At 68.0% G+C, this 23167-nt stretch carries 24 protein-coding genes; 11 read left to right on the forward strand and 13 right to left on the reverse strand.

Features of this window, described 5'->3' with window-relative positions:
- The first annotated feature begins 40 nt into the window (after positions 1-40).
- The 4 genes from ilvD to OXQ33_RS00910 are packed head-to-tail and all read left to right on the forward strand — an operon-like array spanning position 41 to position 4706.
- Entirely contained in the window at positions 41-1762 is a 1722-nt protein-coding gene (ilvD, locus tag OXQ33_RS00895) for a dihydroxy-acid dehydratase (RefSeq protein ID WP_267432637.1), read from the forward strand.
- Positions 1749-2126: a hypothetical protein gene (locus OXQ33_RS00900; protein WP_267432638.1), complete on the forward strand. Its 378-nt coding sequence runs from the start codon at positions 1749-1751 to the stop codon at positions 2124-2126. Before ilvD ends, OXQ33_RS00900 begins: the two co-directional genes overlap by 14 nt.
- The gene (locus tag OXQ33_RS00905; protein ID WP_267432639.1) at positions 2123-3505 is read left to right on the forward strand and encodes an NAD(P)H-hydrate dehydratase; all 1383 of its coding nucleotides are present in this window, start codon (positions 2123-2125) and stop codon (positions 3503-3505) included. The genes OXQ33_RS00900 and OXQ33_RS00905 overlap by 4 nt, the downstream gene beginning before the upstream one ends.
- 4 nt (positions 3506-3509) lie before the next feature.
- On the forward strand, positions 3510-4706 hold the full coding sequence (locus tag OXQ33_RS00910) for a class I SAM-dependent RNA methyltransferase (protein ID WP_267432640.1): 1197 nt from the start codon (positions 3510-3512) through the stop codon (positions 4704-4706).
- Here OXQ33_RS00910 and truA read toward each other — a convergent pair.
- Positions 4688-5437, reverse strand: coding sequence for a tRNA pseudouridine(38-40) synthase TruA (truA, locus tag OXQ33_RS00915; protein WP_267432642.1), 750 nt, complete (start codon positions 5435-5437; stop codon positions 4688-4690). The two genes, OXQ33_RS00910 and truA, sit on opposite strands and share 19 nt — an antisense overlap.
- Positions 5434-6339 (reverse strand): methionyl-tRNA formyltransferase, encoded by a 906-nt coding sequence (gene fmt, locus OXQ33_RS00920; RefSeq protein ID WP_267432643.1) that lies wholly within the window; start codon positions 6337-6339, stop codon positions 5434-5436. The genes truA and fmt overlap by 4 nt, the downstream gene beginning before the upstream one ends.
- A gap of 54 nt (positions 6340-6393) precedes the next feature.
- Between fmt and recR the strand changes: the two genes are divergently transcribed.
- The 3 genes from recR to rmuC all read left to right on the forward strand — a co-directional run bounded on the left by recR (position 6394) and on the right by rmuC (position 9122).
- Positions 6394-6990 carry a recombination mediator RecR gene (gene recR, locus OXQ33_RS00925; RefSeq protein WP_267432645.1) on the forward strand — a complete coding sequence of 199 codons (597 nt, stop codon included), beginning with the start codon at positions 6394-6396 and terminating at the stop codon, positions 6988-6990.
- Positions 6991-7035: 45 nt separating this feature from the next.
- Positions 7036-7557 carry a peptide deformylase gene (gene def / locus OXQ33_RS00930; protein ID WP_267432646.1) on the forward strand — a complete coding sequence of 174 codons (522 nt, stop codon included), beginning with the start codon at positions 7036-7038 and terminating at the stop codon, positions 7555-7557.
- Between the two features lie 98 nt (positions 7558-7655).
- Entirely contained in the window at positions 7656-9122 is a 1467-nt protein-coding gene (gene rmuC / locus OXQ33_RS00935; protein ID WP_267432721.1) for a DNA recombination protein RmuC, read from the forward strand.
- 308 nt (positions 9123-9430) lie between these two features.
- Here rmuC and OXQ33_RS00940 read toward each other — a convergent pair whose 3' ends face one another.
- The 7 genes from OXQ33_RS00940 to OXQ33_RS00970 are packed head-to-tail and all read right to left on the reverse strand — an operon-like array spanning position 9431 to position 14536.
- Positions 9431-10243 (reverse strand): RNA methyltransferase, encoded by an 813-nt coding sequence (locus tag OXQ33_RS00940; protein ID WP_267432647.1) that lies wholly within the window; start codon positions 10241-10243, stop codon positions 9431-9433.
- Positions 10243-10515 (reverse strand): HPr family phosphocarrier protein, encoded by a 273-nt coding sequence (locus tag OXQ33_RS00945; protein WP_267432648.1) that lies wholly within the window; start codon positions 10513-10515, stop codon positions 10243-10245. The genes OXQ33_RS00940 and OXQ33_RS00945 overlap by 1 nt, the downstream gene beginning before the upstream one ends.
- Entirely contained in the window at positions 10512-10919 is a 408-nt protein-coding gene (locus OXQ33_RS00950; protein ID WP_267432723.1) for a PTS sugar transporter subunit IIA, read from the reverse strand. Before OXQ33_RS00950 ends, OXQ33_RS00945 begins: the two co-directional genes overlap by 4 nt.
- An 18-nt stretch (positions 10920-10937) precedes the next feature.
- On the reverse strand, positions 10938-11849 hold the full coding sequence (gene rapZ / locus OXQ33_RS00955; RefSeq protein ID WP_267432650.1) for an RNase adapter RapZ: 912 nt from the start codon (positions 11847-11849) through the stop codon (positions 10938-10940).
- The gene (locus OXQ33_RS00960) at positions 11849-12298 is read right to left on the reverse strand and encodes an HPr kinase/phosphatase C-terminal domain-containing protein (RefSeq protein WP_267432651.1); all 450 of its coding nucleotides are present in this window, start codon (positions 12296-12298) and stop codon (positions 11849-11851) included. The genes rapZ and OXQ33_RS00960 overlap by 1 nt, the downstream gene beginning before the upstream one ends.
- Positions 12295-13860 (reverse strand): stimulus-sensing domain-containing protein, encoded by a 1566-nt coding sequence (locus OXQ33_RS00965; RefSeq protein ID WP_267432653.1) that lies wholly within the window; start codon positions 13858-13860, stop codon positions 12295-12297. The genes OXQ33_RS00960 and OXQ33_RS00965 overlap by 4 nt, the downstream gene beginning before the upstream one ends.
- Positions 13829-14536 carry a response regulator transcription factor gene (locus OXQ33_RS00970; RefSeq protein WP_267432654.1) on the reverse strand — a complete coding sequence of 236 codons (708 nt, stop codon included), beginning with the start codon at positions 14534-14536 and terminating at the stop codon, positions 13829-13831. Before OXQ33_RS00970 ends, OXQ33_RS00965 begins: the two co-directional genes overlap by 32 nt.
- A gap of 212 nt (positions 14537-14748) precedes the next feature.
- Here OXQ33_RS00970 and OXQ33_RS00975 point away from each other — a divergent pair, with 212 nt between their 5' ends.
- Entirely contained in the window at positions 14749-16356 is a 1608-nt protein-coding gene (locus tag OXQ33_RS00975; protein ID WP_267432655.1) for a phosphoenolpyruvate carboxykinase, read from the forward strand.
- 206 nt (positions 16357-16562) lie between these two features.
- On the opposite strand, the gene OXQ33_RS00980 is transcribed toward OXQ33_RS00975, so the two are convergent.
- Positions 16563-17009, reverse strand: coding sequence for an NfeD family protein (locus tag OXQ33_RS00980; RefSeq protein WP_267432656.1), 447 nt, complete (start codon positions 17007-17009; stop codon positions 16563-16565).
- Positions 17006-17980 carry an SPFH domain-containing protein gene (locus OXQ33_RS00985; protein WP_267432657.1) on the reverse strand — a complete coding sequence of 325 codons (975 nt, stop codon included), beginning with the start codon at positions 17978-17980 and terminating at the stop codon, positions 17006-17008. Before OXQ33_RS00985 ends, OXQ33_RS00980 begins: the two co-directional genes overlap by 4 nt.
- A 125-nt stretch (positions 17981-18105) precedes the next feature.
- Between OXQ33_RS00985 and guaB the strand changes: the two genes are divergently transcribed.
- From guaB to OXQ33_RS01000, 3 genes are read left to right on the forward strand one after another with little or no spacing between them, the layout of a single operon-like run.
- The gene (guaB, locus tag OXQ33_RS00990; protein ID WP_267432658.1) at positions 18106-19563 is read left to right on the forward strand and encodes an IMP dehydrogenase; all 1458 of its coding nucleotides are present in this window, start codon (positions 18106-18108) and stop codon (positions 19561-19563) included.
- Between the two features lie 18 nt (positions 19564-19581).
- Positions 19582-20769, forward strand: a complete 1188-nt coding sequence (locus OXQ33_RS00995) for an RsmB/NOP family class I SAM-dependent RNA methyltransferase (protein WP_267432659.1) — start codon at positions 19582-19584, stop codon at positions 20767-20769.
- 32 nt (positions 20770-20801) lie between these two features.
- Entirely contained in the window at positions 20802-21305 is a 504-nt protein-coding gene (locus tag OXQ33_RS01000; RefSeq protein WP_267432660.1) for a tetratricopeptide repeat protein, read from the forward strand.
- Positions 21306-21333: 28 nt separating this feature from the next.
- On the opposite strand, the gene rsmA is transcribed toward OXQ33_RS01000, so the two are convergent.
- Together rsmA and pdxA are read right to left on the reverse strand one after the other, a co-directional pair.
- The gene (gene rsmA, locus OXQ33_RS01005; protein ID WP_267432661.1) at positions 21334-22158 is read right to left on the reverse strand and encodes a 16S rRNA (adenine(1518)-N(6)/adenine(1519)-N(6))-dimethyltransferase RsmA; all 825 of its coding nucleotides are present in this window, start codon (positions 22156-22158) and stop codon (positions 21334-21336) included.
- Position 22159: 1 nt separating this feature from the next.
- Entirely contained in the window at positions 22160-23155 is a 996-nt protein-coding gene (gene pdxA, locus OXQ33_RS01010; protein WP_267432662.1) for a 4-hydroxythreonine-4-phosphate dehydrogenase PdxA, read from the reverse strand.
- Positions 23156-23167: the final 12 nt, after the last annotated feature.

The raw sequence follows: 23167 nt of genomic DNA on the forward strand, positions 1-23167 counted from the left end.
GCTTGCGTCAAAGGCCCGTCTCGCGACATAGGGCTGCGCCATGACACGCCAATTCGACAAGTCCCGCCTGCCGTCCCGCCACGTTTCCGTGGGCCCGGAGCGCGCGCCGCACCGCAGCTATTACTATGCCATGGGTATCCAGGAAGATGATATCGCCAAGCCCTTCGTCGCGCTGGCGAGTGCGGGCAACAATTCCGCCCCCTGCAACACCACCCTGGATGCACAGGCCGACGCCGCGCAGGGCGGGGTGATCCGGGGCGGCGGCATGCCACGCCGGTTCAACACCATCACCGTGACCGACGGTATCGCGATGGGCCATCAGGGCATGAAGTCCTCGCTGGTCAGCCGCGAGGTTATCGCCGATTCGGTCGAGCTGTCGGTGCGCGGCCATTGCTATGACGCGCTGGTCGGCTTTGCCGGGTGCGACAAGTCGCTGCCCGGCATGATGATGGCGATGCTGCGCCTGAATGTGCCGTCGATCTTCGTCTATGGCGGCTCGATCCTGCCCGGTCGGCACCATGACCGCGACGTCACCGTGGTCGACGTGTTCGAGGCGGTGGGCCAGCATGCGGCGGGCAATTGTCCGTTGCACGACCTGATCGCGCTGGAAAAGGTCGCCTGCCCCGGTCACGGCGCGTGCGGGGGCCAGTTCACCGCCAACACCATGGCGTGCGTCGGCGAGGCGATCGGCCTGTCGCTGCCCAACAGCAACATGATGCCCGCGCCCTTCCTCGATCGCCACGGCATCGCCGAGGCGGCGGGCGAGCAGGTGATGGAGCTGGTCGCGCGCAACCTGCGCCCGCGTGACATCTGCACCCGTGAAGCCTTTGAAAACGCCGCGCGTGTCGTGGCGGCGACGGGGGGCTCGACCAATGCCGGGCTTCATCTGCCCGCGATGGCGAACGAGGCGGGGATCGAATTCGACCTGTTCGACGTGGCCGAGATCTTCAAGACCACGCCCTATATCGCCGACCTGAAGCCGGGCGGCCGCTATGTCGCCAAGGACATGTACGAGGCGGGCGGCGTCTATATGCTGATGAAGACGCTGTTGGCGGGGGGCTTCCTGCACGGCGACTGCATGACCGTGACCGGCAAGACGCTGGCCGAGAATATCGACGAGATCACTTGGAACCCCGATCAGAAGGTCATTTACGACGTGAAGACGCCGCTGTCGCCGACCGGTGGCGTGGTGGGTCTTCGCGGCAGCCTCGCGCCTGAGGGGGCGATCGTGAAGGTGGCGGGCATGAAGCGCCTCCAGTTCGAGGGCGTCGCCCGCGTCTTCGATTGCGAGGAAGAGGCCTTCGCGGCCGTCGAAGCGCGCGACATCGCCGAGGGTTCGGTCATCATCATCCGCTATGAAGGGCCCAAGGGCGGCCCCGGCATGCGCGAGATGCTGTCGACCACCGCCGCTCTCTATGGACAGGGGCTGGGCGAGAAGGTCGCGCTGATTACCGATGGCCGTTTCTCGGGCGCGACGCGCGGCTTCTGCATCGGCCATGTCGGCCCCGAAGCGGCGGATTGCGGCCCGATCGCGCTGGTTGAGAATGGCGATCTGATCCGCATCGACGCCGAAGCCGGGACGATCGACCTGGAGGTCGAACCCGCCGTGCTGGACGAGCGCCGCGCCCGCTGGACCCCGCGCGTGAACGATTACCAGTCGGGCGTGTTGTGGCGCTATGCCCAGAATGTCGGCCCCGCGCATCAGGGCGCGGTCACCCATCCCGGCGCCAAGTGCGAGCGCCATGTCTATGCGGATATCTGATCCCCGCTGGCTGGCCGGTGCCCTGGCGCTGGCCGGCTGTTCGGGTGGGCAGGGGGCGGAGCAGTCCGACACCCCTGCCGCCGCCGAAAAGCCCGGCCTGCCGATCGATTGCGCGCTGGCGGGGGCTCAGGCCTTTCGCCGCGACTGCACGGTTGAGCAGTCCGCGGCGGGGGCGGGCGTGATCCTGACGCTGCGCCATGCCGATGGCGGTTTTCGGCGGCTGCGGGTGACGCAGGACGGGCACGGCGTCGCCAGTGCCGACGGCGCACTGCCCGCCCAGGTTGCCCTTGCGGGGGGCGATCAAATCGAGGTTCGGGTCGGTGACGACCGATATCGCCTGCCCGCGACGGTCGGCACACGATGAGCCCGATCGATGGCGCGCCTGTCCTGACCGCTGCACAGATGCGCGCGGCGGAAGGCCAGGCCATGGCCGGGGGCGTATCCGAGGCGGAACTGATGCAGCGCGCCGGGGAAGGAATCGCCCGCGCGGTCGCGCGGGTGGCGGCGGGGCGTAAGACACTGATCCTGTGCGGCCCCGGCAACAATGGCGGCGACGGCTATATCGCGGCGGCGGCGTTGCAGCGGCAGGGCTTGAGCGTCCGGGTCGCAGTCAGCGACGAGCCGCGCAGTTACGGCGCGCGCCGGGCCAAGGCGGCCTGGAACGGTACCGTCGAAGCCATGGCCGATGCCGAACCCGCACCCGTGCTGGTGGACGCGGTGTTCGGGACCGGCCTTTCGCGCGCTCCCGATGCGGCGGTTCAGGCGGCCTTGCGCCGATTGGCGTCGGCGGCGTGGCTGTGCATCGCGGTCGATCTGCCGAGCGGGATCGCCAGCGACGATGGCACGCCTTTGGGTGCCGTGCCGGGCTTCGACGTGACGCTGGCGCTGGGCGCGGTCAAACCCTCTCATCTGCTCCAACCCGCCGCCGGGCTGATGGGGCAGGTCCGGTTGATCGAGATCGGCGTCGCGGTGGATACGAAAATCCGCGTGATGAAGCGGCCCGATCTGCCTCAGCCCGACGCCACCTCGCACAAATATAGTCGCGGGATGGTGGCGATCGTGGCGGGGAGCATGTCGGGCGCGTCCGAACTGGCGGCGATGGCGGCATTGCGTGCCGGGGCGGGCTATGTCCTGCATCTGTCGTCCGATCCGCCGAGTGGTTCGGCGCGTCCGCATGCCGTCGTCCGCCGGGCCTACGCCCCCGATGCGCTGCGCGAGGATCGGATCGGGGCGGTGGTGATCGGCCCCGGGCTGGGCCGGGATGAGGATGCACGGGAACGGCTGGAAACCGCGATCGCGAGCGGACGGCCTTTGGTGATCGACGGCGATGCGCTGCGGCTGGTTGATATCGCCACGCTGCACCGGCATGAGGGCCGCAAGATCCTGACCCCCCATGGCGGCGAGTTCGCGCATCTGTTCGGCGAGATGCCCGAAGGCAAGCTGGCTGCCACCTTGCGTGCCGCCGAGCGAAGCGGGGCGGTCATCGTCCATAAGGGCGCCGATACCGTCATCGCCGCCCCCGATGGTCGCGCGATCCTCTGCCCCGAGGCGAGCCCTTGGCTGTCGACCGCCGGGACCGGCGATGTGCTGGCCGGGGCGGTCGGCGCGATGCTGGCGGCGGGGATGGAGCCGCTCGCGGCGGCGGAGGCGGGGGTGTGGCTCCATGCGCAGGCGGCGCGGGCCTGCGGCGCGGCTTTCATCGCGGACGACTTGGCAGAAGCGCTTTCCGCCGTCAGAGGCTGATCGGATGAACGATATCATCATCCGCGTTGCCGCTCGAGGCGACGGCGTGACCGAAAATGGGCGACATGCCGCTTTTGCCGCGCCCGGCGACACCCTGTCGGCGGACGGCGCGGTCATCCCCGGCCCGCATCACCAGACGCCGCCCTGCGGCCATTTCCCCCGCTGCGGCGGGTGCCAGCTTCAGCATCTGGACGACGAAAGCTATGCGGGCTTCGTCACGGATCGCATCGCCGCCGCGCTGGACGCGCAAGGGCTGACGGCTCCGCTTCGCCCCGCGCATCTCTCCCCGCCGCGCAGTCGCAGGCGGGCGACGCTGCATGCCGAGGCCAAGGGGGGGCGCGTGCTGATCGGCTTTTCGGAGGAGAAGAGCCACGCGATCGTCGATATCGCCGAATGCCATATCCTCGATCCGCAACTGTTCGCACTGGTCGCACCCTTGCGGGGGCTGTTGCAGCGTCTGGGGTTCAAGCGGCGCGGCGATGTTCATCTGGCGCTGGCCGATCAGGGCGCGGACGTGCTCGTCACCAATTTCTCGCCGGATGGGCTGGAAGCGGCGGAGACGATCATCGGCTTTTGCGAGCGCCACGGCGTCGCGCGCTTCTCGGTCGATGACGGGCTGGGTGCCGAGACGCGGTGGGAGCCGGAGCCGGTGACCATCACCCTGGGCGGAGTCGCCGTTCCCCTGCCGCCCGGCGCCTTCCTTCAGGCGACGCCGGATGGCGAGGCGGCCTTGGTCGCCGCCGTGCGCGAAGCGGTCGGCCAGCCGCGCACGACCGCCGATCTGTTCGCGGGGCTGGGCACCTTCGCGCTCGCGCTGCCGGGCAAGGTCTATGCGGCGGAGGGCGCGCGGGATGCGATCCTGTCGCTGAAGGGCGCGGCCAATGCGCAGCACCGCCCGGTCTTCGCGGAGCATCGCGACCTGTATCGTCGCCCGCTGACCAAGGCGGAACTGGACCGGTTCGACGCGATCGTCCTCGACCCGCCGCGTGCGGGGGCGCGGGATCAGGCGGATGCGCTGGCCAGCGCCGATGTTTGGGCCGTCGCCTATGTCTCGTGCAACCCGGCGAGCTTCGCGCGCGACGCCAAGGCGATGGTCGATCAGGGCTGGCAGTTGCAATGGGTGCAGCCGGTGGGGCAGTTCCGCTGGTCCACCCATGTCGAACTGGCGGCCAGCTTCGTGCGTCAGCCCGCGTCCGGGTAATCCGCCGCCACGAAGAACAGCCCGTCGGACGGCGCGTTGAGCCCCAGTTGCGCGCGGTCACGCGCCGCCAGCGCCGCCGCGACATCGTCGGGCGACCAGCGGCCCATGCCGACCAGCGCCAGGCATCCGACCATCGACCGCACTTGATGATGCAGGAAGGAGCGGGCGGCGGCGCGGATATAGAGCCGTGCGCCGTCCCGCTCGACCGACAGCAGGTCCAGCGTCCGCACCGGGCTGTCCGCCTGGCAATGGACCGAGCGGAAGGTGGTGAAGTCGTGCCGCCCGACCAGATGTGCCGCGGCCTGAGCCATCGCGGCCTCGTCCAGCGGCTGAGGCACCTGCCATGCCAGCCCCGCCTCGAAGGTCAGCGGCGCGCGGCGGTTGACGATGCGATATTCATAGGACCGGCGGATGCATGAGAAGCGCGCGTGCCAGTCGTCCGCGACCTCGACACAGTCCAGCACCGCCACCGGCGCGGGCCGGGCGCGGGCGTTGATCGCCTCCATCAGCCGAAAGGGCGCGATCGGCTTGGCGACATCGACATGCGCGCGCATCGCCAGTCCATGGACCCCCGCATCGGTCCGTCCCGCCGCATGGACGGCGGTCCGCTCGCCCGTCACGGCATGGATCGCGTCCTCCAGCGTCTGCTGCACGCTGGGCCCGTGCGACTGGCGTTGCCAGCCCATGAAGGGCCGCCCGTCATATTCCACCGTCAGGGCGAAGCGCGTCAAAGCCGAGTGCCCGCCGGGATCGGAAAGCCGCGCAGCAAATCCTCGGCGCTCGATACGCCGCGTCCGGCGCGCTGGACGGTGATCGGGCGGATCGCACCTTCGCCACAGGCGATGGCCAGCCGGTCGTCCAGTACCTCGCCGACGGGACCCATCCCATCCTCGACCTCGGCGGACAGGACTTTGATCCGCTCCCCCTGATATTCGAACCAGGCGCCGGGGGCGGGGTGGAAGGCGCGGACCTGTCGCTCCAGTTCGACCGCGCTTCGGGTGAAGTCGAGCCGTGTCTCGGCCTTGTCGATCTTGGCGGCATAGGTGACGCCCTCGACCGGCTGGGGTCGGGGCGGATAGCGCTCCGGATCGGCGAGCACACGGACCATCAGTTCGGCCCCCATGGCGGCGAGTTCGTCGGTCAGCTCGCCGGTGGTCTTGCGCCCGATCCGGGCAGATCCCTCCAGCCGCACCGGACCGGTATCGAGCCCCGCTTCCATCTGCATGATGCCGACGCCGGTTACCACATCGCCCGCCAATATCGCCCGCTGGATCGGCGCCGCGCCGCGCCACCGGGGCAGCAACGAGCCATGGACGTTCAGGCACCCCAGGCGCGGCGCGGCCAGGATCGGCGGTGGCAGGATCAGGCCATAGGCCGCCACGACCGCGATATCGGCACCGAACGCCGCGAAGCGCTGCTGCTCATCGGGATTGCGCAGGCTGACCGGGGTCAGGATCGGAATGCCCAACGCCTCCGCCGCCTGCTGCACTGGCGAGGCCACCAATTGCCGCCCGCGCCGTCCGCCGGGGCGCGGCGGCTGGCTATAGCTGGCGACGATCTCGTGTCCGGCCCGTGCCAGCGCTTCCAGAACCGGGACGGCGAAGCCCGGCGTACCCATGAAGATGATCCGCATGACCCATGTCTCTCTTCGCTGGCGGGATGGCGCGCAACCCCCTATCTGTTCGTCATGGCATCCCCCGAGATCGAGGCGCTGACCCAGGCGCTGGCGCGTATTCCCGGCCTTGGCCCTCGCTCGGCCCGGCGCGCGGTTCTGCACCTGCTCAAGAAGCGTGAGGCGGCGCTGACCCCGTTGCTGACGGCGCTGGCGGCGGTGGAGGAGCGGCTGGAGACCTGTGCGGTGTGCGGCAATATCGATACCGCCAATCCTTGCGCCATCTGTGTCGATCCCCGGCGCGACGCGGGCGCGCTGTGCGTCGTCGAGGAGGTGGCCGACCTTTGGGCGCTGGAGCGGTCGCGGCTGTTTCCGGGGCGCTTTCATGTGCTGGGCGGACGGTTGTCGGCGCTGGAAGGCATCCGGCCCGAGGATCTGGCGATCGACGCCCTGGTCCGCCGGATCGAGGAAGGCGGGATCGACGAGGTCGTGCTCGCCATGAACGCCACGCTGGAGGGGCAGACCACCGCGCATTACATCGCCGAGCGGATCGAGCGTTTTCCGGTCCGGGTGACTCAGCTGGCGCATGGCCTGCCGGTCGGGGGCGAACTCGACTATCTGGACGAAGGGACGCTGGCACAGGCGTTGCGGGCGCGGCGTCCGGTGATCTGATGCGCCGTCTTGACGGTCCACGGCCCGCACCGTAGCGAAACCGTCATGGCCATTCTTCCGATCGTCGAAGTTCCCGACCCCCGCCTGCGTCTCGTCTCCAAGCCCGTGGAGGCGGTCGATGACTCGATCCGTCAGCTTGTCACCGACATGATCGACACCATGTACGACGCACACGGCATCGGACTGGCCGCGATCCAGGTGGGCGTCGACAAGCGCGTGCTCGTCATCGATCTTCAGGAGGAAGAGGATGAGGAAGGCAAGCCGGTCAAGAACCCGCGCGCCTATATCAACCCCGAAATCCTGTCGGTCAGCGACGAATTGTCCACCTATAACGAGGGCTGCCTGTCGATCCCGGAGCAATATGCCGAGGTGAAGCGGCCCGCCAAGTGCCAGGTCCAGTGGCTGGACGAAAAGGGCGAGGCGCATGAGGCCGAGCTGGACGGCCTGCTCGCCACCTGCATGCAGCATGAGATCGACCATCTGAACGGCGTGCTGTTCATCGATCATGTCAGCCGGTTGAAGCGCGACATGCTGATGCGCAAGCTGACCAAGCTGCGCAAGGGCTGACCCCAACCGCATAAATCGGGCGGGGTCGATTGACCCTATTCGATGTCGATCGTTCGTTCTATGTTCCGACCTGTCCTTGGTTCTGACAGGTTTACATGATGCCCGAATTGATCGTCGTCGCGCTTTTGGCGCTCTTGGTCGGGGGGCTGGCCGGCTGGCTGGCCGCGAAGCGTACCGCCGATAGCCTCGCCGCCGAACTGGCCACCGCAAAGGCCCGCGCGGCGGAGGTCGATCCACTGCGAGCCGCCCGCGATACGGCCGAGCGCGAGAAGAGCGAGGCGCTACAGGCACTGGCCGAACTACGCGGGCGTGCCGCCGATCTGGACGTGATCCGGGCGGCGCGCGACGCGGTGGAGGCGGAGCGCAACGTCGCGCTGCGCGAACTGGCGGAATTGCAGGCGCGCGCGCAGGAGCGCGAGGCGGCGCATGCCCAGACCTTGGAGGCGCTGGGCAAGGCGCGCGAACAGATCAACACGCAATTCGGCGAAGCCGCGGCGCGCGCACTGGAAGTCGCGCAGCGCCAGTTCCTCGAACGTGCCGAGGCGCGGTTCCGCCAGTCGGAGGAGGCGTCGGGGCAGACGCTCAAGGCGCTGCTCGACCCGGTCCACCAGCGGCTGCAACGCTATGAGGAGGGCGTGCGGAAGGTCGAGGACGAACGCCGCGACGCCTTCGGCGAGCTGAAGGGCCAGATCGAGGCGATGCGGATCGGGCAGGAGCGTGTCTCGGGCGAGGCGGCCAAGCTGGTCAACGCGCTGCGCAACGCCCCCAAGGCACGCGGACGCTGGGGCGAGCAGCAGCTTCGCAACGTGCTGGAAAGCTGCGGCCTGTCCGAACATGCCGATTTCCAGACCGAGGTCAGCGTGGCGGACGGCGAGGGCGGGCGGCTCCGCCCCGATGCGATCGTGCGCGTGCCGGGCGGCAAGGCGCTGGTCATCGATGCCAAGGTGTCGCTCAACGATTATCAGGACGCCTTCGGCGCGGTCGATGAGGTCGAACGGCTGGCGGGCCTGTCGCGCCACGCCGCCGCGATGCGCGCGCACGTCAATGGCCTGGGCAATAAGAGCTATTGGAACCAGTTCGACGACGCGCCCGACTATGTCATCATGTTCGTTCCCGGCGAGCATTTCCTGTCGGCGGCGCTGGAGCATGACCCGACCCTGTGGGACTTCGCATTCGACAAGCGGGTGTTGTTGGCGACCCCGACCAACCTGATCGCCATCGCCCGCACGGTCGCGGCGGTGTGGCGGCAGGAGAAACTGGCGCAGGAAGCACGGCAGATCGGCGCGCTGGGCAAGGAGCTTTACGCGCGGCTCGCGGTGATGGGCGGCCATGTGTCGAAACTGGGCAAGAATCTCGACACGGCGATGACGGCCTACAACGCCTTTGTCGGCAGCCTGGAAAGCCAGGTGCTCACCAGCGCGCGGCGGTTCGAGGCCCTGAACATCGACACCGGCGGCAAGAGCATCGAACAGCCCCCCATTGGCGAACAGGCGACCCGTCCGCTGACCAAGCTGATGCCGGTCGCGGAATTGACGGACGGCGGCGAGGGGGCGGAGGTTTCCTGACCTTCGTCGACGGTCGCGGGGGCTCGGGTTCGCGATGGTGACCGCCGATCGCAACGAGCGAAGTCGAAGGGCATGAGATTGCGCTCGCGGTTAGGGCGCGGCGTGGCCTTCGACTTCGCTCAGGCTGAACGGGGGTGGGGATGGTTTCAGGCGCCTTTGCGTCGCCCGGTCGCCATATTTAGAACGCCCGGCATTCCTGAACCTCCGTTCGCACTGAGCGAAGTCGAAGTGCACGGGGTCGCGCTCGCGACTAAGGCGTGGCGCGGCCTTCGGCTTCGCTCAGACCGAACGGAAGCCCAAAACGGCGGTCACCCCGCCTTTGCGCCACCTTGCTGGGCCAGCACCTCATAGGCCATCACCGCCGTGGCGACCGCCGCGTTGAGGCTATCCGCCTTGCCGAGCATCGGGATCTTGACCAGCGTATCGCAGGCGGCGGCATAGTCGTCCGGCATCCCTTGCGCCTCGTTGCCGGTCAGCAGGAAGGTCGGAGCCGAGTAACGCGCCGTGCGGTAATCCGAATCGGTATCGAGGCTCAGGCCGACCAACTGCCCCGGCCCCTGGCGCAGCCAGTTCAGGAAAGCCTGCCACTCGCAGCGCACGATCGGCACGGTGAACAGCGCGCCCATGCTGGCGCGCACCGCCTCGACCGAGAAGGGGTCGACGCATTCGCCGATCAGGATCAGGCCGCCCGCACCGACCGCGTCCCCGGTGCGCAGGATGGTCCCCAGATTGCCCGGATCGCGCAGCCGTTCGGCCACCAGCCAGATGCCCGAGGACGACCGGTCCAGCGTGTCGAGCGTGACCGCGAGTTCCTCGAACACCCCGACCACGGCCTGCGGATTGTCCTTGCCCGACAGCTTGGACAGGATGTCGGGCGTCGTCTCGATCGCCTCGCCCTCCGACGCTTCGACCGCGTCGATCAGTTCGCGCACCAGTGGATGGCCCGCCGATGGCTTGGCATAGAAGAGCAAGGTGGGCAGACGCCCCGTCTCGCGCGCCTCGGTCAGGATGCGCAGGCCTTCGGCGAGGAACTGGCGCGACTGCTTGCGGTGGCGCTTGTCGCGCAGGTCGCGGGCCCACTTGATCAGCGGGTTGGAATAAGCGGTAATCTCGCGGGGCATCAGTCTTCGCCGAACTTGGCTTCCACGAGCGCGACCAGCGCCTCGACCGTCTCACCGGCGCCGTCGCCTTCGGCGCTGATCGTGATGGTGTCGCCCATCGCGGCGCCCAGCATCATCAGGCCCATGATCGAGGTGCCCGTCACCATGCTGCCGTCCTTGCCGACCCGGACTTCGCAAGGCTGGCTGGAGGCGAGGGTGACGAACTTGGCGCTGGCGCGGGCGTGAAGGCCACGGCGGTTGGTGATGAGGACGGTCCGCGTCTGCTCCGTCATGCGGCGGCCTCGCCCAGCACTTCGGAGGCGACCGAGATATATTTGCGCCCCGCCTCGCGCGCGGCGGCGACGGCGTCGACCACCTGCATCGACTTGCGCGCGGAACCCAGGCGGATCAGCATCGGCAGGTTCATCCCCGCGATCACTTCGACCCGGCCCCGCTCCATCAGCGAGATGGCGAGGTTGGAGGGGGTGCCGCCGAACAGGTCGGTCAGCACGATCACGCCGCGCCCCGCATCGACCGTGCCGATGGCGGCGGCGATGTCGGCGCGCCGTTCCTCCATATCGTCCTCGGGCCCGATCGCGATGGTCGCGATCCGCTCCTGTGGGCCGACCACATGAATCATCGCGGTCACGAACTCATCGGCGAGCCGCCCGTGCGTCACCAGAACCAGACCGATCATGTCAGACACGCATATCCATCATTGCTTGGCCGGCCCGGCTTCCAGTGAGTCTTTCGGCACGGCACTCAAATCACGATGTACCACCGTGGGGGAAAAACCGTCCCGGCGCAACCGTCCCGCGATCCGTTCGGCGACATGGACGGAGCGGTGTCTCCCTCCGGTACACCCGATCGCGATGGTGATATAGGACTTGCCCGAGGCGATGTAGCGGGGGACCAGCGTTTCCAGCAGTGTCTCGATCTGGCCGAGCGAGGTTTCATAGGCCGGGTCGTGCCGGATATAGTCGATCACGCCCTGATCCAGCCCGGTGCCGGGGCGCAACTCGGCGGACCAGTGGGGATTGCGCAGGAAGCGCATGTCGAACACCAGGTCGGCGTTGCGCGGCAGCCCCTTGGAAAAGCCGAAGGACATGACGGTCAGCACCGGCTCGCTCAGCCCTTCGACCGCATAATTGGCGCGGATCCACTGGCCCAGATCGTTGCTGGTCATGTTGGTCGTGTCGAGCAGCCGGTCGGCCATGTCGCGCAAGGGAGCGAGCAGGGTGCGCTCATGCGCGATCCCGTCATCGGCGGCGCGGTCCATCGCCAGCGGGTGACGGTGGCGCGTCTCGGCATAACGGCGCTTCAATTCCTCGCCGCCGCAATTGAGGAACAGCGTCTCGATCGCCAGATTGGGGCTCTCGTTCAGGCGGCGGATGCTCTGGGCGAGGTGCTCGGGGGCGAAGTCGCGGGTGCGCACGCCGATGCTGATCGCCAGCGGGCGGTTCTTTCCTTCCATGCCGCGCGGCGGTGCGGCTTCCAGCAGGCCGTCGAGCAGGAAGAGCGGCAGGTTGTCGACCACCTCCCACCCCAGATCCTCCAGCGTCTTCAACGTGGTGGAGGTGCCGGCGCCGGACATGCCGGTGACCAACAATATGCGTTTGCGATCCATCACGGACGGTCCTTGTGACGCTTGGCCAGTAATTCGACCTTGATCGGGGCCGAAGCGGGGAAGGGGTTCAGCCTGTAGAGCGGAAGTGTGACGCCCGCGATGACCCTTTCGGCGGGCTCGGGTAAGCGGTCTTTGGCCTCGGCGCTCAGGTCGATCACGAGGGATATGGTGGTCGCACGGCGATGCGCCAAGGTGACGATCCCCACGCCGCGAACCTCGATCAGCCCGGCGATCGTATCCGGCACCGTCGCGCGAAGGCGTTCGTTCAGGGCATCGACCCGGACATAGTCGTCGCTGACCAGGACCGCCCCCCGATCGATAAGACGAAGGGCAAGGTCCGACTTGCCCGCACCCGATGGTCCGCATAGCAACAGTCCGACCTCGCCGATTGCGATGCAGGTCGCGTGGACCAGCTCGTCCGCTCCGGCGGATGGCGCTTCCCCGATCATAGGACGGGCGCCAGCGGCAGGCGGACGACGAAGCGGGCCCCGCTCAACCGATCCTCGCGCGATTCGACATGGATGCGGCCCTGATGCGCCTCGACGATGGTGCGCGCGATGGCCAGGCCCAGCCCCGAATGCTGGCCGAACCCTTCCGAACTGGGGCGGATCGAGTGGAAGCGGCGGAAGATCGCCTCGCGCGCGTCTTCGGGAACGCCCGGGCCTTCATCCTCGACCCGGACGACCAGATCGTCCTGCTCGCGCGACAGGCTGATCGCGACGACCGCCTCGTCGGGGGAAAAGGACAGGGCGTTGGAAATCAGATTCTCGAACACCCGCTCCAGTCGCGCGCCCTCGCCCGCGATGATCGCGGGGCCGGGTTCGGTGGAGTCGAAGCGCAGGCGGATGCCACGCTCGACCCCACGCGCCTCGCGCTGGTCGATCAGTCCGGCGAGCAGGGCGTGGAGATCGACCGGATCGAACTTGGCGCGGCTCAGCTGCGCATCGAGCCGCGAGGCATCGGATATGTCGGTGATCAGCCGGTCGAGCCGCCGCACATCGTCGCGGACGATCGCCAGCAACTGCGCCTGGAGATCGGGGTCGTGGACCGTCTCCAGCGTGTCCACGGCGGAGCGGAGCGAGGCGAGGGGGTTCTTGAGCTCATGCGTGACGTCGGCGGCGAAGGCCTCGGTCGCGTCGATCCGGGCGCGCAGGGCCAGGCTCATGTCGGACAGCGCGCGGGCGAGCATCCCCAGTTCATCGCGACGATCGGGCAGGCGGGGCACCACGACCTCGCGCGCGCGCCCCAGCCGGACGCGGACGGCGGCGCGCGCCAGCCGTCGCAACGGACGGACGATGGTGCGGGCGAGGAACAGCGACAACAGCACCGAGATCAGCGCGACCAGCGCCAGGAGGACGCTCAGCCGGAACCGCTCGATCCGTACCGTCTCGGTGATGAAGCGCGCATTCTCGGTCGCCATGATCGCGCCGCCGCTGGGCAGGGCGGCGGCGGCGGTGATGACGGGGGTGCGATCGGGCGCGCGCCAGACCGAGGCGGAGATGCGCCCCGCCCGCGCCGCGCGGACATCGGGCCATTCCGCGCCTTCGCGCCGCTCGCGGTAGAGGGGGGGGCGGGCGGCGCCGACGACGGTATCGATCCCGGCGTCGAGGAAACGCGCGATCGACTGCCCCAGGTCCTGCTTGTCGGGATCGCGCAGCACGACGTTGCGGATGCCCAAAGCGCGGCTGTCGCCGACCAGTCGCCCGGCCGCGTCGAACAGCCGGACCCGCGCGCCCGTATCCCGTGCCAGCCGCGTGACCAGCCGGTCGCGCTCCTCGCTCCGTACCGAGGTCAGCGCCTCGCCCATCAGGCGAACCTCGCGCAGCGACTGGGCGACGCGATTGTCGAGCAGCCGGGCGCGATAGGAGTCGAGATAGAAGAAGCCGCCGGCGAGCAGCAACAGGGCAAAGATGTTGATCGCCAGAATTCGCTGGGTCAGCGAAATCTGGCCCGACCAGCGCAACGCCAGGTCGGGGGCTTCACTCCTCGGAGAATCGGTAGCCGGCGCCATAGAGCGTCTCGATGGCGTCGAATTCAGGGTCTACCTGCCGAAATTTGCGGCGCAGGCGCTTGATATGGCTGTCGATCGTGCGGTCGTCGACATAAATGTCGTCCTGATAGGCCGCGTCCATCAACTGATTGCGGGTGCGCACGATGCCGGGGCGCTGGGCCAGCGTCTCCAGGATCAGGAATTCGGTGACGGTAAGGGTGACGGGCTCGCCCTTCCACGTCACCCGGTGCCGCGCCGGGTCCATCGCCAGCGCGCCACGGGTCAGCGGCCCCTGCGCATCGGCGGCGGGCGTTCCCTGCGGCGTGCCGACATATTCCGACCGGCGCAGGATCGCACGGATGCGCGCGATCAGCAGCCGCTGAGAGAAAGGCTTGGCGATATAATCGTCCGCGCCCATCGCCAGGCCCAGCGCCTCGTCCAGCTCGTCATCCTTGCTGGTCAGGAAAATTACCGGGATCTGGCTCTTCTCACGCAGGCGGCGGAGCAGTTCCAGCCCGTCCATGCGCGGCATCTTGATATCGAAGATGGCCAGATCGGGGGGATTGTCGATCAGCGCCTTCAACGCCGCTTCGCCATCGGCATAGATTCGCGTGACGAACCCTTCGGCCTGAAGCGCGATCGATACGGATGTCAGGATGTTACGGTCATCGTCGACCAGCGCGATCGTCGCCGTCATGCGATCAACCCCAGACCATTGTCGTGCGAAGGAACCGCCATGCGCCTCGGTTAAGCCAAAGCGGGACACGGCTCAACCGTCTTTGCACATCCGCCTGTTTGACGTGTTAAACAAACGCGCTATGGATCGTGCAACGCATACCTATTCGCATGCGGTGAGAAACGGTGCCCGGTCCATCGCGGTCGGCACCCCTGGGGAACGAGGAAGCTCTTATGAACGAACGGATTCCGGAAATCGGTTTGCAGGCGCAGGGGATCGAGACCCGCGCGACGCTCCACTGGAACCTGGTCACCGCGCGGCTGATCGAGACCGCCGTGGCGCGTGGTGAGGGCAAGCTGTCGGCGGACGGTCCGCTGGTGGTCGAGACGGGCGAGCACACCGGGCGTTCGGCGCAGGACAAGTTCATGGTCCGCGATGACGAGACCCGCGACACCGTCTGGTGGGGCAAGACCAACAAGCCGATGAGCCCCGACGACTTCGCCGCGCTGAAGGCCGATTTCTTCGCCGCGCTCGGCCAGAAGGAAAATCTGTTCGTCCAGGATCTGTACGGCGGATCGCAGCCCGAGCACCGGGTGCGCGTGCGCGTCATCAACGAGCTCGCCTGGCATAATCTGTTCATCCGCACGATGCTGGTCCGCCCGGAAGAGCATGAGCTGCGCAAGTTCGTCGCCGACTATACGATCATCGACCTGCCCAGCTTCCGCGCCGACCCCGCGCGTCATGGCTGCCGCTCCTCGACCGTCATCGCGGTCAACATGACCGAGAAGCTGATCCTGATCGGCGGCACGCGTTATGCGGGCGAGATGAAGAAGTCGGTCTTCGGCCTGCTCAACTATCTGCTGCCGACGACGGGCGTGATGCCGATGCACTGTTCGGCCAATATGGGCGCGGACGGGTCGACGGCGGTGTTCTTCGGCCTGTCGGGCACCGGCAAGACGACGCTGTCGGCGGACGCCAGCCGCACCCTGATCGGCGATGACGAGCATGGCTGGTCGGACACGGCGGTCTTCAATTTCGAGGGCGGCTGCTATGCCAAGATGATCCGCCTGTCGCCCGAGGCGGAGCCGGAGATTTTTGCGACCACCAAGCGCTTCGGCACGGTGCTCGAGAATGTCGTGATGGACCCGGTCACGCGCCAGCTCGACCTGAATGACAACAGCCTGGCCGAGAACAGCCGGGGGGCGTACCCGATCGACTTCATCCCCAATGCGTCGAAGGACAATATGGGGGGCGTGCCGCGCAATATCGTGATGCTGACGGCGGACGCTTACGGCATCCTGCCGCCGATCGCCAAACTGACCCCCGAACAGGCGATGTACCACTTCCTGTCGGGCTATACCGCGCGCGTGGCGGGCACCGAGATCGGCGTGACCGAGCCGGATGCGACCTTCTCGACCTGTTTCGGCGCACCGTTCATGCCGCGTCATCCGTCGGTCTATGGCAATCTGCTGAAGGAGCGGATCGCCAAGGGCGGCGTGGATTGCTGGCTGGTCAACACCGGCTGGACCGGTGGCAAGTACGGCGTCGGCAATCGCATGCCGATCAAGGCGACCCGCGCGCTGCTCAACGCCGCACTCGATGGCAGCCTGAACCAGGTCGAGTTCCGCACCGATCCGAATTTCGGCTTCCAAGTGCCGGTTGCGGTACCGGGCGTCGATCCGGCGATCCTCAACCCGCGCGACACTTGGGCCGACAAGGCGGCCTATGACGCGACGGCGGCCAAGCTGGTCGATCTGTTCAACGAGAATTTCCAGCAGTTCGCCGAGCATGTCGACGAAGGCGTCCGCGCGGCGGCACCGAAGGTTTCGGTCATGGTGTAATCTGAAGGCGGGGAGGGCGCTCGGGTGAGCGTCCTCCCTTGGCCTTCGACTGCGCTCAGGCTGAAAGTACGGACCGTCGCCCCAGCGCAGGCTGGGGCCTTTGGCTATGGAGGAAATCCTCTCGGAAGATCCCAGCCTTCGCTGGGATGACGGGATTATCTGCATACAGCTTGAGCGAAGTCGAAGGCCACGCCCCACCGCCAGCCTCAGTCTAAAGGCTCGACCAACAAAACCCCGCCATCGACATGCGCGACCCGCAACCGGGTTCCGCTCTCCGCGTCCGGCCCGCGCACCGGCCACTCGCCATCGCCCAACCGTGCCCGACCCTCGCCCCCGACGATCGGTGTCGTGACGGTAACGACCTGCCCCCGCAACCGCAGCGCGGGCGCATTCAAGACCGGGGCGTCGCTCTCGACCGGAAAGTCCCGGTACCAGCGCCGCCCGATCACCACGCACACCACGCTCCACACCGCGAAATCGGCGAGTTGCAGCCCGATCGGCAGGTCCGGCAGCGCCCAGGTGGTCAGTGCCGTCACCCCCGCCGCAATGGCGAGGAAGATCAGGAAAACCCCCGGCACCAGCAGTTCGGCGATGCCGAGCGCCAGCCCTGCCGCCAGCCACAGCGCGGCGGGATCGATTTCGCCGAACGTCACGACTGTGACTGGTCGAACGGCCCCGGCTTGGTCGTGACGCGCGGGGTGGCGGCGTCGGACTTGTTGGGGGCGAGAGCTTCCTTGGCGAGTTCGCCGATCCCGCCCAGCGTGCCGATCAACTGGGTCGCCTCGACCGGGAACAGGATCGTCTTGGCATTGGGGCTGGTCGCGAACTTGCCGACCGCTTCGACATATTTCTGCGCGATGAAATAGTTGATCGCCTGCGTCCCGCCCGACTCGATGGCTTCGGAGACGACGCGGGTCGCCTTGGCCTCGGCCTCGGCGGCGCGTTCGCGGGCTTCGGAGTCGCGATAGGCCGACTCGCGGCGGCCCTCGGCTTCCAGGATGCGCGCCTGCTTCTGCCCCTCGGCGCGCAGGATTTCCGACGCGCGCGAGCCTTCGGCCTCCAGGATATTGGCGCGCTTCTCGCGCTCGGCCTTCATCTGGCGGGCCATGGCGTTGACGATGTCGACCGGCGGGCGGATGTCCTTGATCTCGACACGGGTGATCTTCACGCCCCAGGGCGTCGTCGCATGGTCGACGACGTTGAGCAGCCGCGCGTTGATCTCGTCTCGCTTGGACAGGGTTTCGTCCAGATCCATCGATCCCATGACGGTGCGCAGGTTCGTTGTGACCAGGTTCAACAGCGCGACATAGAGGTCGGACACCTCATAGGCCGCCTTGGGGGCGTCTAGCACCTGGAAGAAGACGACCCCGTCGGTGGAGATCATCGCATTGTCCTTGGTGATGATTTCCTGCCCCGGAATGTCGATCACCTGCTCCATCATGTTCACCTTGCGCCCCACGCGGTAGAAAAAGGCGGGGTAGAAGTTGAAACCGGGGACGGCGGTGCCGGTATAGCGGCCGAAATGCTCGATCGTGTATTGGTAACCCTGGCGGACGATCTTGATCGACATCATCAGGTACATCAGCACCAGCAGGACCGCGAGCGCGGCGATGATCAGTCCCATGGACGGCTCCCCCATATCTGTCTGACCGGCATTCTAGCATGGCGGTGCAGCAAGGGCCTAGCGGGAACGGCTCGCTTTGGTTACATGGCCCGCCACTTGTTCCCTCCGCAGGATTTGGCAGCCCCATGGATATCCGCCTCGGCCTCACCTTCGACGACGTGCTCCTCGTGCCCCAGGAGTCCGACGTTCTGCCGAGCACCGCCGACACGCGCACGCAACTGACCCGCTCGATCGCGCTCAACATCCCCGTCCTGTCGGCGGCGATGGACACCGTGACCGAGGCCGACATGGCGATCGTCATGGCGCAGCTGGGCGGCATGGGCGTGCTCCACCGCAACCTGACCGTTGAGCAGCAGGTGGCGGCGGTCCGGCAGGTCAAGCGGTTCGAGAGCGGCATGGTCGTCAACCCGATCACCATCTCGCCCACCGCGACGCTGGCCGAGGCGCAGGCGCTGATGGCGCGGCACCGGATCAGCGGCATCCCGGTGGTGGAGTTCGACGGACGTCTGGTCGGCATCCTGACCAACCGCGACGTGCGCTTTGCCGAAAACCCGCAGCAGCCGGTGTCGGAGCTGATGACCCGCGACGATCTGGCGACGGTCAAGGTGGGCGTGGGCCAGGACGAAGCGCGCCGTCTGCTTCATGCGCGGCGGATCGAAAAGCTGCTGGTCGTCGATGAAAGCTATCGCTGCGTCGGCCTGATCACGGTGAAGGACATCGAAAAGGCCGTCACCTATCCATCGGCGACCAAGGACGCCGCCGGTCGCCTGCGGGTCGCCGCCGCCTCGACCGTGGGCGAGAAGGGTTTCGAACGGACCCGTGCGTTGATCGAGGCGGAGGTGGACTGCGTCATCATCGACACGGCGCACGGTCATAACCGCGATGTCGCGCGCGCCGTGGAAGCGGCCAAGAAGCTGTCCGACACGGTGCAGGTGATCGCCGGCAATGTCGCCACGGCGGCGGCGACCCGTGCGCTGATCGACGCGGGCGCGGATGCGGTGAAGGTCGGCATCGGGCCGGGCTCGATCTGCACCACCCGCGTCGTCGCGGGCGTCGGCGTGCCGCAGCTGACCGCCGTCATGGACTGCGCCGAGGAAGGCTGGAAGTCGGGCGTCCCGGTGATTGCCGATGGTGGTCTGCGCACCTCGGGCGATCTCGCCAAGGCGTTGGCGGCGGGTGCGGGGGCCTGCATGGTCGGCTCGCTGCTGGCCGGTACCGAGGAAGCACCGGGCGAAACCTTCCTGTACCAGGGCCGGGCGTACAAGTCCTACCGTGGCATGGGATCGGTCGGCGCGATGGGCCGGGGTTCGGCGGACCGTTATTTCCAGGGCGATATCAAGGACCAGATGAAGCTGGTTCCCGAAGGCATCGAGGGTCAGGTCGCCTATAAGGGCCCGGCGCGCGATGTGATCCACCAGCTGGTCGGCGGCATCAAGGCGGCGATGGGTTATACCGGCTCGGCGACGCTGAAGGATTTGCGTGAGCGGGCGCAGTTCGTTCAGATCACGGGCGCGGGGCTGAAGGAAAGCCACGTCCATGACGTGACCATCACGCGGGAAGCTCCCAATTACCCGACCCGCTGACCTGAAAGGCTTGTCCGCATGACGCCTGCCGCACGCACCCAGGCGGCGATCGAGTTGCTCGACGCGATCGTCGCCGCCGCGGCGAGCGGCGGGGCGGCGGCGGATACGCTGATCGCGCGCTATTTCGCCGCGCGTCGCTATGCCGGATCGAAGGATCGGCGGGCGGTGCGCGAACTGGTCTATGCCGCCATCCGCCAGGCGGGGCCGGTGCCTGTCTCGGGCCGCGCCGCGATGGTCGCGGTGGCGGATCGTGATCCGGCGCTCGCCGCGACCTTCGACGGGCAGGGCCATGGGCCCGCACCGATCACGCCGGACGAACCCCGCGCCGAGGGGGGTATCGCACCCGATTGGCTGGTCGAGGCGCTGACCGCGTCCGGGCTGGACGAAACGCAACAGGCCGCACTGGTCGATCGCGCGCCGCTGGACGTTCGGGTGAACAGCCTCTCGACGACGCGACAGGCGGTGCTGGAGCAACTGCCCGACGCCATCCCCACGCCGCTCGCACCGCTGGGGCTTCGCCTGGCGAGCGGAACGCCGATCGAGCAATCCGATCTCTATCGCGCCGGTCTGGTCGAGGTGCAGGACGAGGGCAGCCAACTGGTCGGGGCCGCGCTGGCGGCTCGGCCCGGCGAATGGTTGGTCGATCTGTGCGCCGGAGCGGGCGGCAAGACGCTCCAGATCGCCGCGGCCATGGACAATCGTGGGGCGCTGCTCGCCTGCGATATCGACCGGGCACGGTTGCAGAAGCTGCCCCCGCGTGCCGAACGCGCAGGGGCGACGATCATCGAAAGCCGCTTGCTCAATCCCGGTCATGAGGCGGAGATGCTGTCCGACTGGGCGGGCAAAGCGGACGGGGTGCTGATCGATGCCCCCTGTTCGGGCACCGGCACCTGGCGCCGCAACCCGGAGGCGCGCTGGCGGCTGACGCCCGATCGCCTGGCGCGACTGCGCGTGATGCAGGAGCAGGTCTTGTCGGTCGGGGCCGGGCTGGTCAAGCCGGGCGGGCGGATGATCTATATCGTCTGCTCGCTGCTTGATGCCGAGGGGACGGAGCAGGTCGCGACGTTCCTGGCGAGCCATCCGGGCTGGTCGGCCGAGCCGGTCGAACCGGCGGTCGGTGCACGGCATGGCCTGGGCCATCGGCTTGATCCCGCCAGCCACGGCACCGACGGCTTTTTTGTCGCCTGCCTTCGGGCGCCATGCTAGCATTCGGCTCAGTGCCCAGTCCGGAGTTCCTCATGCGTTTGACGTCCCTGGCCGCCGCCGCCGCACTGGCGGTGGTTTCGGTTTCCACCTCGCTCAGCGGCCAGCGCCCCGACAGCCAGATCGATGTCCGATCGCTGCAACTGCTGGAGCAGGGACGCAGCCTGAAGGCGGCGGGCAATCTGGACGGTGCGACCGACGTGCTGGAAACCGCGGTGACGGTCGACCCGCGCAACCGTGCCGCCTTCGTCCTGCTGGCCGAGGTCGCCGATGCGCGCGGGCTGCCGGGCAAGGCGATCCGGCTCTATCGCGAGGCGCTGTTGCTCGATCCCAATGACCTGAAGGCGTTGCGCGGGCAGGGCGAAGCGCTGGTGCAGCGCGGCGCGGTCGCGCGGGCGAAGGACAATCTCGCCAAGATCAAGACGCTCTGCAAATCCGACTGCGCCGAGGCCACCGCGCTGGCCGCGCAGATCGCCAAGGGCCCGCCCGCCCCCGTGACGACCGCGCAGGTCGATACCAAGGGTCAGACGAAGCAGTAACGATCCTCCCCGCGAGTGGGGAGGATGTTCAGCCCAGCGCGCGGGCCAGGGCGATGAACTCTTCGACCGACAGCGTTTCTGCCCGACGCGCGGGGTCGATCCCGATCGACTCCATCGCCTCGACCGCACCGGCGACCGGCTTCAGGCTCTGGCGCAGCATCTTGCGACGCTGGCCGAAGGCGGCGGCGGTCAGGCGCTCCAGAGTACGGAAGCCGACCCCCTCCGGCGCGGGCTTGGGGGTGATGTGGACCACCGCCGACATCACCTTGGGCGGCGGGGTGAAGGCGGAGCGATGGACCGGCATTGCGATGCGCGATTCGCTCCGCCACTGAGTCAGCACCGCCAGCCGACCATAGGCCGACTGGTCGGGCGCGGCGACGATCCGCTCGGCGACTTCCTTCTGGAACATCAGCGTGCAGGACTGCCACCAGGGCAACCAGGCGCCCGACAGCCAGCCGACCAGCAGCGGCGTCCCCACATTGTACGGCAGGTTGGAGACGATGTGCGGCTTGCTCTCGAACAATTCCGGCGCGTTGATGCGCAGGGCATCGCCCTCGATCACCTTCAACCGTCCCGGAAAGGCCTCCGCCAGTTCGGCGAGGGCGGGGATGCAGCGGCGGTCGCGCTCGATCGCGGTCACCCGTCCGCCCGCCATCAACAGCGCGCGGGTCAGGCCGCCGGGACCGGGGCCGATCTCCAGCACGTCCTGGTCGGTCAGATCGCCCGGAATGGCGGCGATCCGGGCCAGCAACTGGCCGTCGAACAGGAAATTCTGGCCCAGCGACTTGGCCGCCGACAGGCCATGACGCGCGATCACCTCGCGCAAAGGGGGCAGGGGCGTGACGGGGTCCATGTCAGGCGGCGGCTTCGGCCCGGCGTCTGGCGGCATCGCCCGCCATGGCGATGGCGGCGATCATCGCGCCGGGATGCGCGCGGTCCTGCCCCGCGATACCGAAGGCGGTGCCGTGATCGGGCGAGGTGCGCACGATCGGCAGGCCCAGCGTGATGTTCACGCCCTCGTCGAAATGCAGCGTCTTGATCGGCACCAGCGCCTGATCGTGATAGCAGCACAGGGCGGCGTCATAAGCGGCGCGCGCGCGCGGGTGGAACAACGTGTCGGCGGCGAAGGGCCCCGTCGCGTCGATCCCTTCGGCGCGAAGCTGCGCGATGGCGGGTTCGATCAGCTCGATCTCCTCGCGCCCGATCGCGCCGCTCTCGCCCGCATGGGGGTTGAGCCCGGCAAAGGCGAGGCGCGGCGTCCTGATCCCGAAATTCTTGCACAGCCCGCGCGCGGTCGCCCGCCCCTTGGCGACGAGTAGGTCAATGGACAACAGCCCAGATACGGCGGCGAGCGGGACATGGGTGGTGATCGGCACGACCCGCAAGGACGGCCCCGCCAGCATCATCACGGCATTTTCGCCCGCGACCCCGCAACGCTCCGCGACGAACTCGGTCTGGCCGGGATGGCTGAAACCGATGCCGTAGAGCTGCGCCTTGCTGACCGGTCCCGTGACCAGCGCACTCGCCGCCTCCGAGCGGACCAGTCCGACCGCCAGCTCCAGCGCATGGAGCGCGCAGCGCGCGCCCTCCACGTCCGGCTGGCCAGGTCGAATCTCGCCCCCATCGTCGACGGACAGGATGGGCAGTGCTTGGTCGAAGGCGGCGACGGCGGCTGCCATGTCCGACACCCGGACGGTGGGACCGCTCCACACCCGCTCGATCGCGCGGGCATCACCGACCGCCAGAAAGGGCGGCAGTCCGGCATCGGCACGTGCGGCCCAGGCCTTGGCGATGATCTCCGGCCCGATCCCCGCCGGGTCGCCCATCGAGATCGCGAGTGGCCGGATCATCGCATCAGTCCC

It is taken from the genome of Sphingomonas sp. GM_Shp_1 (genome assembly GCF_026540895.1).
In the GTDB taxonomy this organism is placed as follows: Bacteria; Pseudomonadota; Alphaproteobacteria; order Sphingomonadales; family Sphingomonadaceae; genus Sphingomonas.

Excerpts from the sequence above, each read along its gene's own strand:
- ilvD (WP_267432637.1), top strand. The coding sequence starts at position 41 with ATGACACGCCAATTCGACAAGTCCCGCCTGCCGTCCCGCCACGTTTCC.
- OXQ33_RS00900 (WP_267432638.1), top strand. The coding sequence starts at position 1,749 with ATGCGGATATCTGATCCCCGCTGGCTGGCCGGTGCCCTGGCGCTGGCC.
- OXQ33_RS00905 (WP_267432639.1), top strand. The coding sequence starts at position 2,123 with ATGAGCCCGATCGATGGCGCGCCTGTCCTGACCGCTGCACAGATGCGC.
- OXQ33_RS00910 (WP_267432640.1), top strand. The coding sequence starts at position 3,510 with ATGAACGATATCATCATCCGCGTTGCCGCTCGAGGCGACGGCGTGACC.
- fmt (WP_267432643.1), bottom strand. The coding sequence starts at position 6,339 with ATGCGGATCATCTTCATGGGTACGCCGGGCTTCGCCGTCCCGGTTCTG.
- recR (WP_267432645.1), top strand. The coding sequence starts at position 6,394 with ATGGCATCCCCCGAGATCGAGGCGCTGACCCAGGCGCTGGCGCGTATT.
- def (WP_267432646.1), top strand. The coding sequence starts at position 7,036 with ATGGCCATTCTTCCGATCGTCGAAGTTCCCGACCCCCGCCTGCGTCTC.
- rmuC (WP_267432721.1), top strand. The coding sequence starts at position 7,656 with ATGCCCGAATTGATCGTCGTCGCGCTTTTGGCGCTCTTGGTCGGGGGG.
- OXQ33_RS00940 (WP_267432647.1), bottom strand. The coding sequence starts at position 10,243 with ATGCCCCGCGAGATTACCGCTTATTCCAACCCGCTGATCAAGTGGGCC.
- OXQ33_RS00945 (WP_267432648.1), bottom strand. The coding sequence starts at position 10,515 with ATGACGGAGCAGACGCGGACCGTCCTCATCACCAACCGCCGTGGCCTT.
- OXQ33_RS00950 (WP_267432723.1), bottom strand. The coding sequence starts at position 10,919 with ATGATCGGTCTGGTTCTGGTGACGCACGGGCGGCTCGCCGATGAGTTC.
- rapZ (WP_267432650.1), bottom strand. The coding sequence starts at position 11,849 with ATGGATCGCAAACGCATATTGTTGGTCACCGGCATGTCCGGCGCCGGC.
- OXQ33_RS00960 (WP_267432651.1), bottom strand. The coding sequence starts at position 12,298 with ATGATCGGGGAAGCGCCATCCGCCGGAGCGGACGAGCTGGTCCACGCG.
- OXQ33_RS00965 (WP_267432653.1), bottom strand. The coding sequence starts at position 13,860 with ATGGCGCCGGCTACCGATTCTCCGAGGAGTGAAGCCCCCGACCTGGCG.
- OXQ33_RS00970 (WP_267432654.1), bottom strand. The coding sequence starts at position 14,536 with ATGACGGCGACGATCGCGCTGGTCGACGATGACCGTAACATCCTGACA.
- OXQ33_RS00975 (WP_267432655.1), top strand. The coding sequence starts at position 14,749 with ATGAACGAACGGATTCCGGAAATCGGTTTGCAGGCGCAGGGGATCGAG.
- OXQ33_RS00985 (WP_267432657.1), bottom strand. The coding sequence starts at position 17,980 with ATGGGACTGATCATCGCCGCGCTCGCGGTCCTGCTGGTGCTGATGTAC.
- guaB (WP_267432658.1), top strand. The coding sequence starts at position 18,106 with ATGGATATCCGCCTCGGCCTCACCTTCGACGACGTGCTCCTCGTGCCC.
- OXQ33_RS00995 (WP_267432659.1), top strand. The coding sequence starts at position 19,582 with ATGACGCCTGCCGCACGCACCCAGGCGGCGATCGAGTTGCTCGACGCG.
- OXQ33_RS01000 (WP_267432660.1), top strand. The coding sequence starts at position 20,802 with ATGCGTTTGACGTCCCTGGCCGCCGCCGCCGCACTGGCGGTGGTTTCG.
- rsmA (WP_267432661.1), bottom strand. The coding sequence starts at position 22,158 with ATGGACCCCGTCACGCCCCTGCCCCCTTTGCGCGAGGTGATCGCGCGT.
- pdxA (WP_267432662.1), bottom strand. The coding sequence starts at position 23,155 with ATGATCCGGCCACTCGCGATCTCGATGGGCGACCCGGCGGGGATCGGG.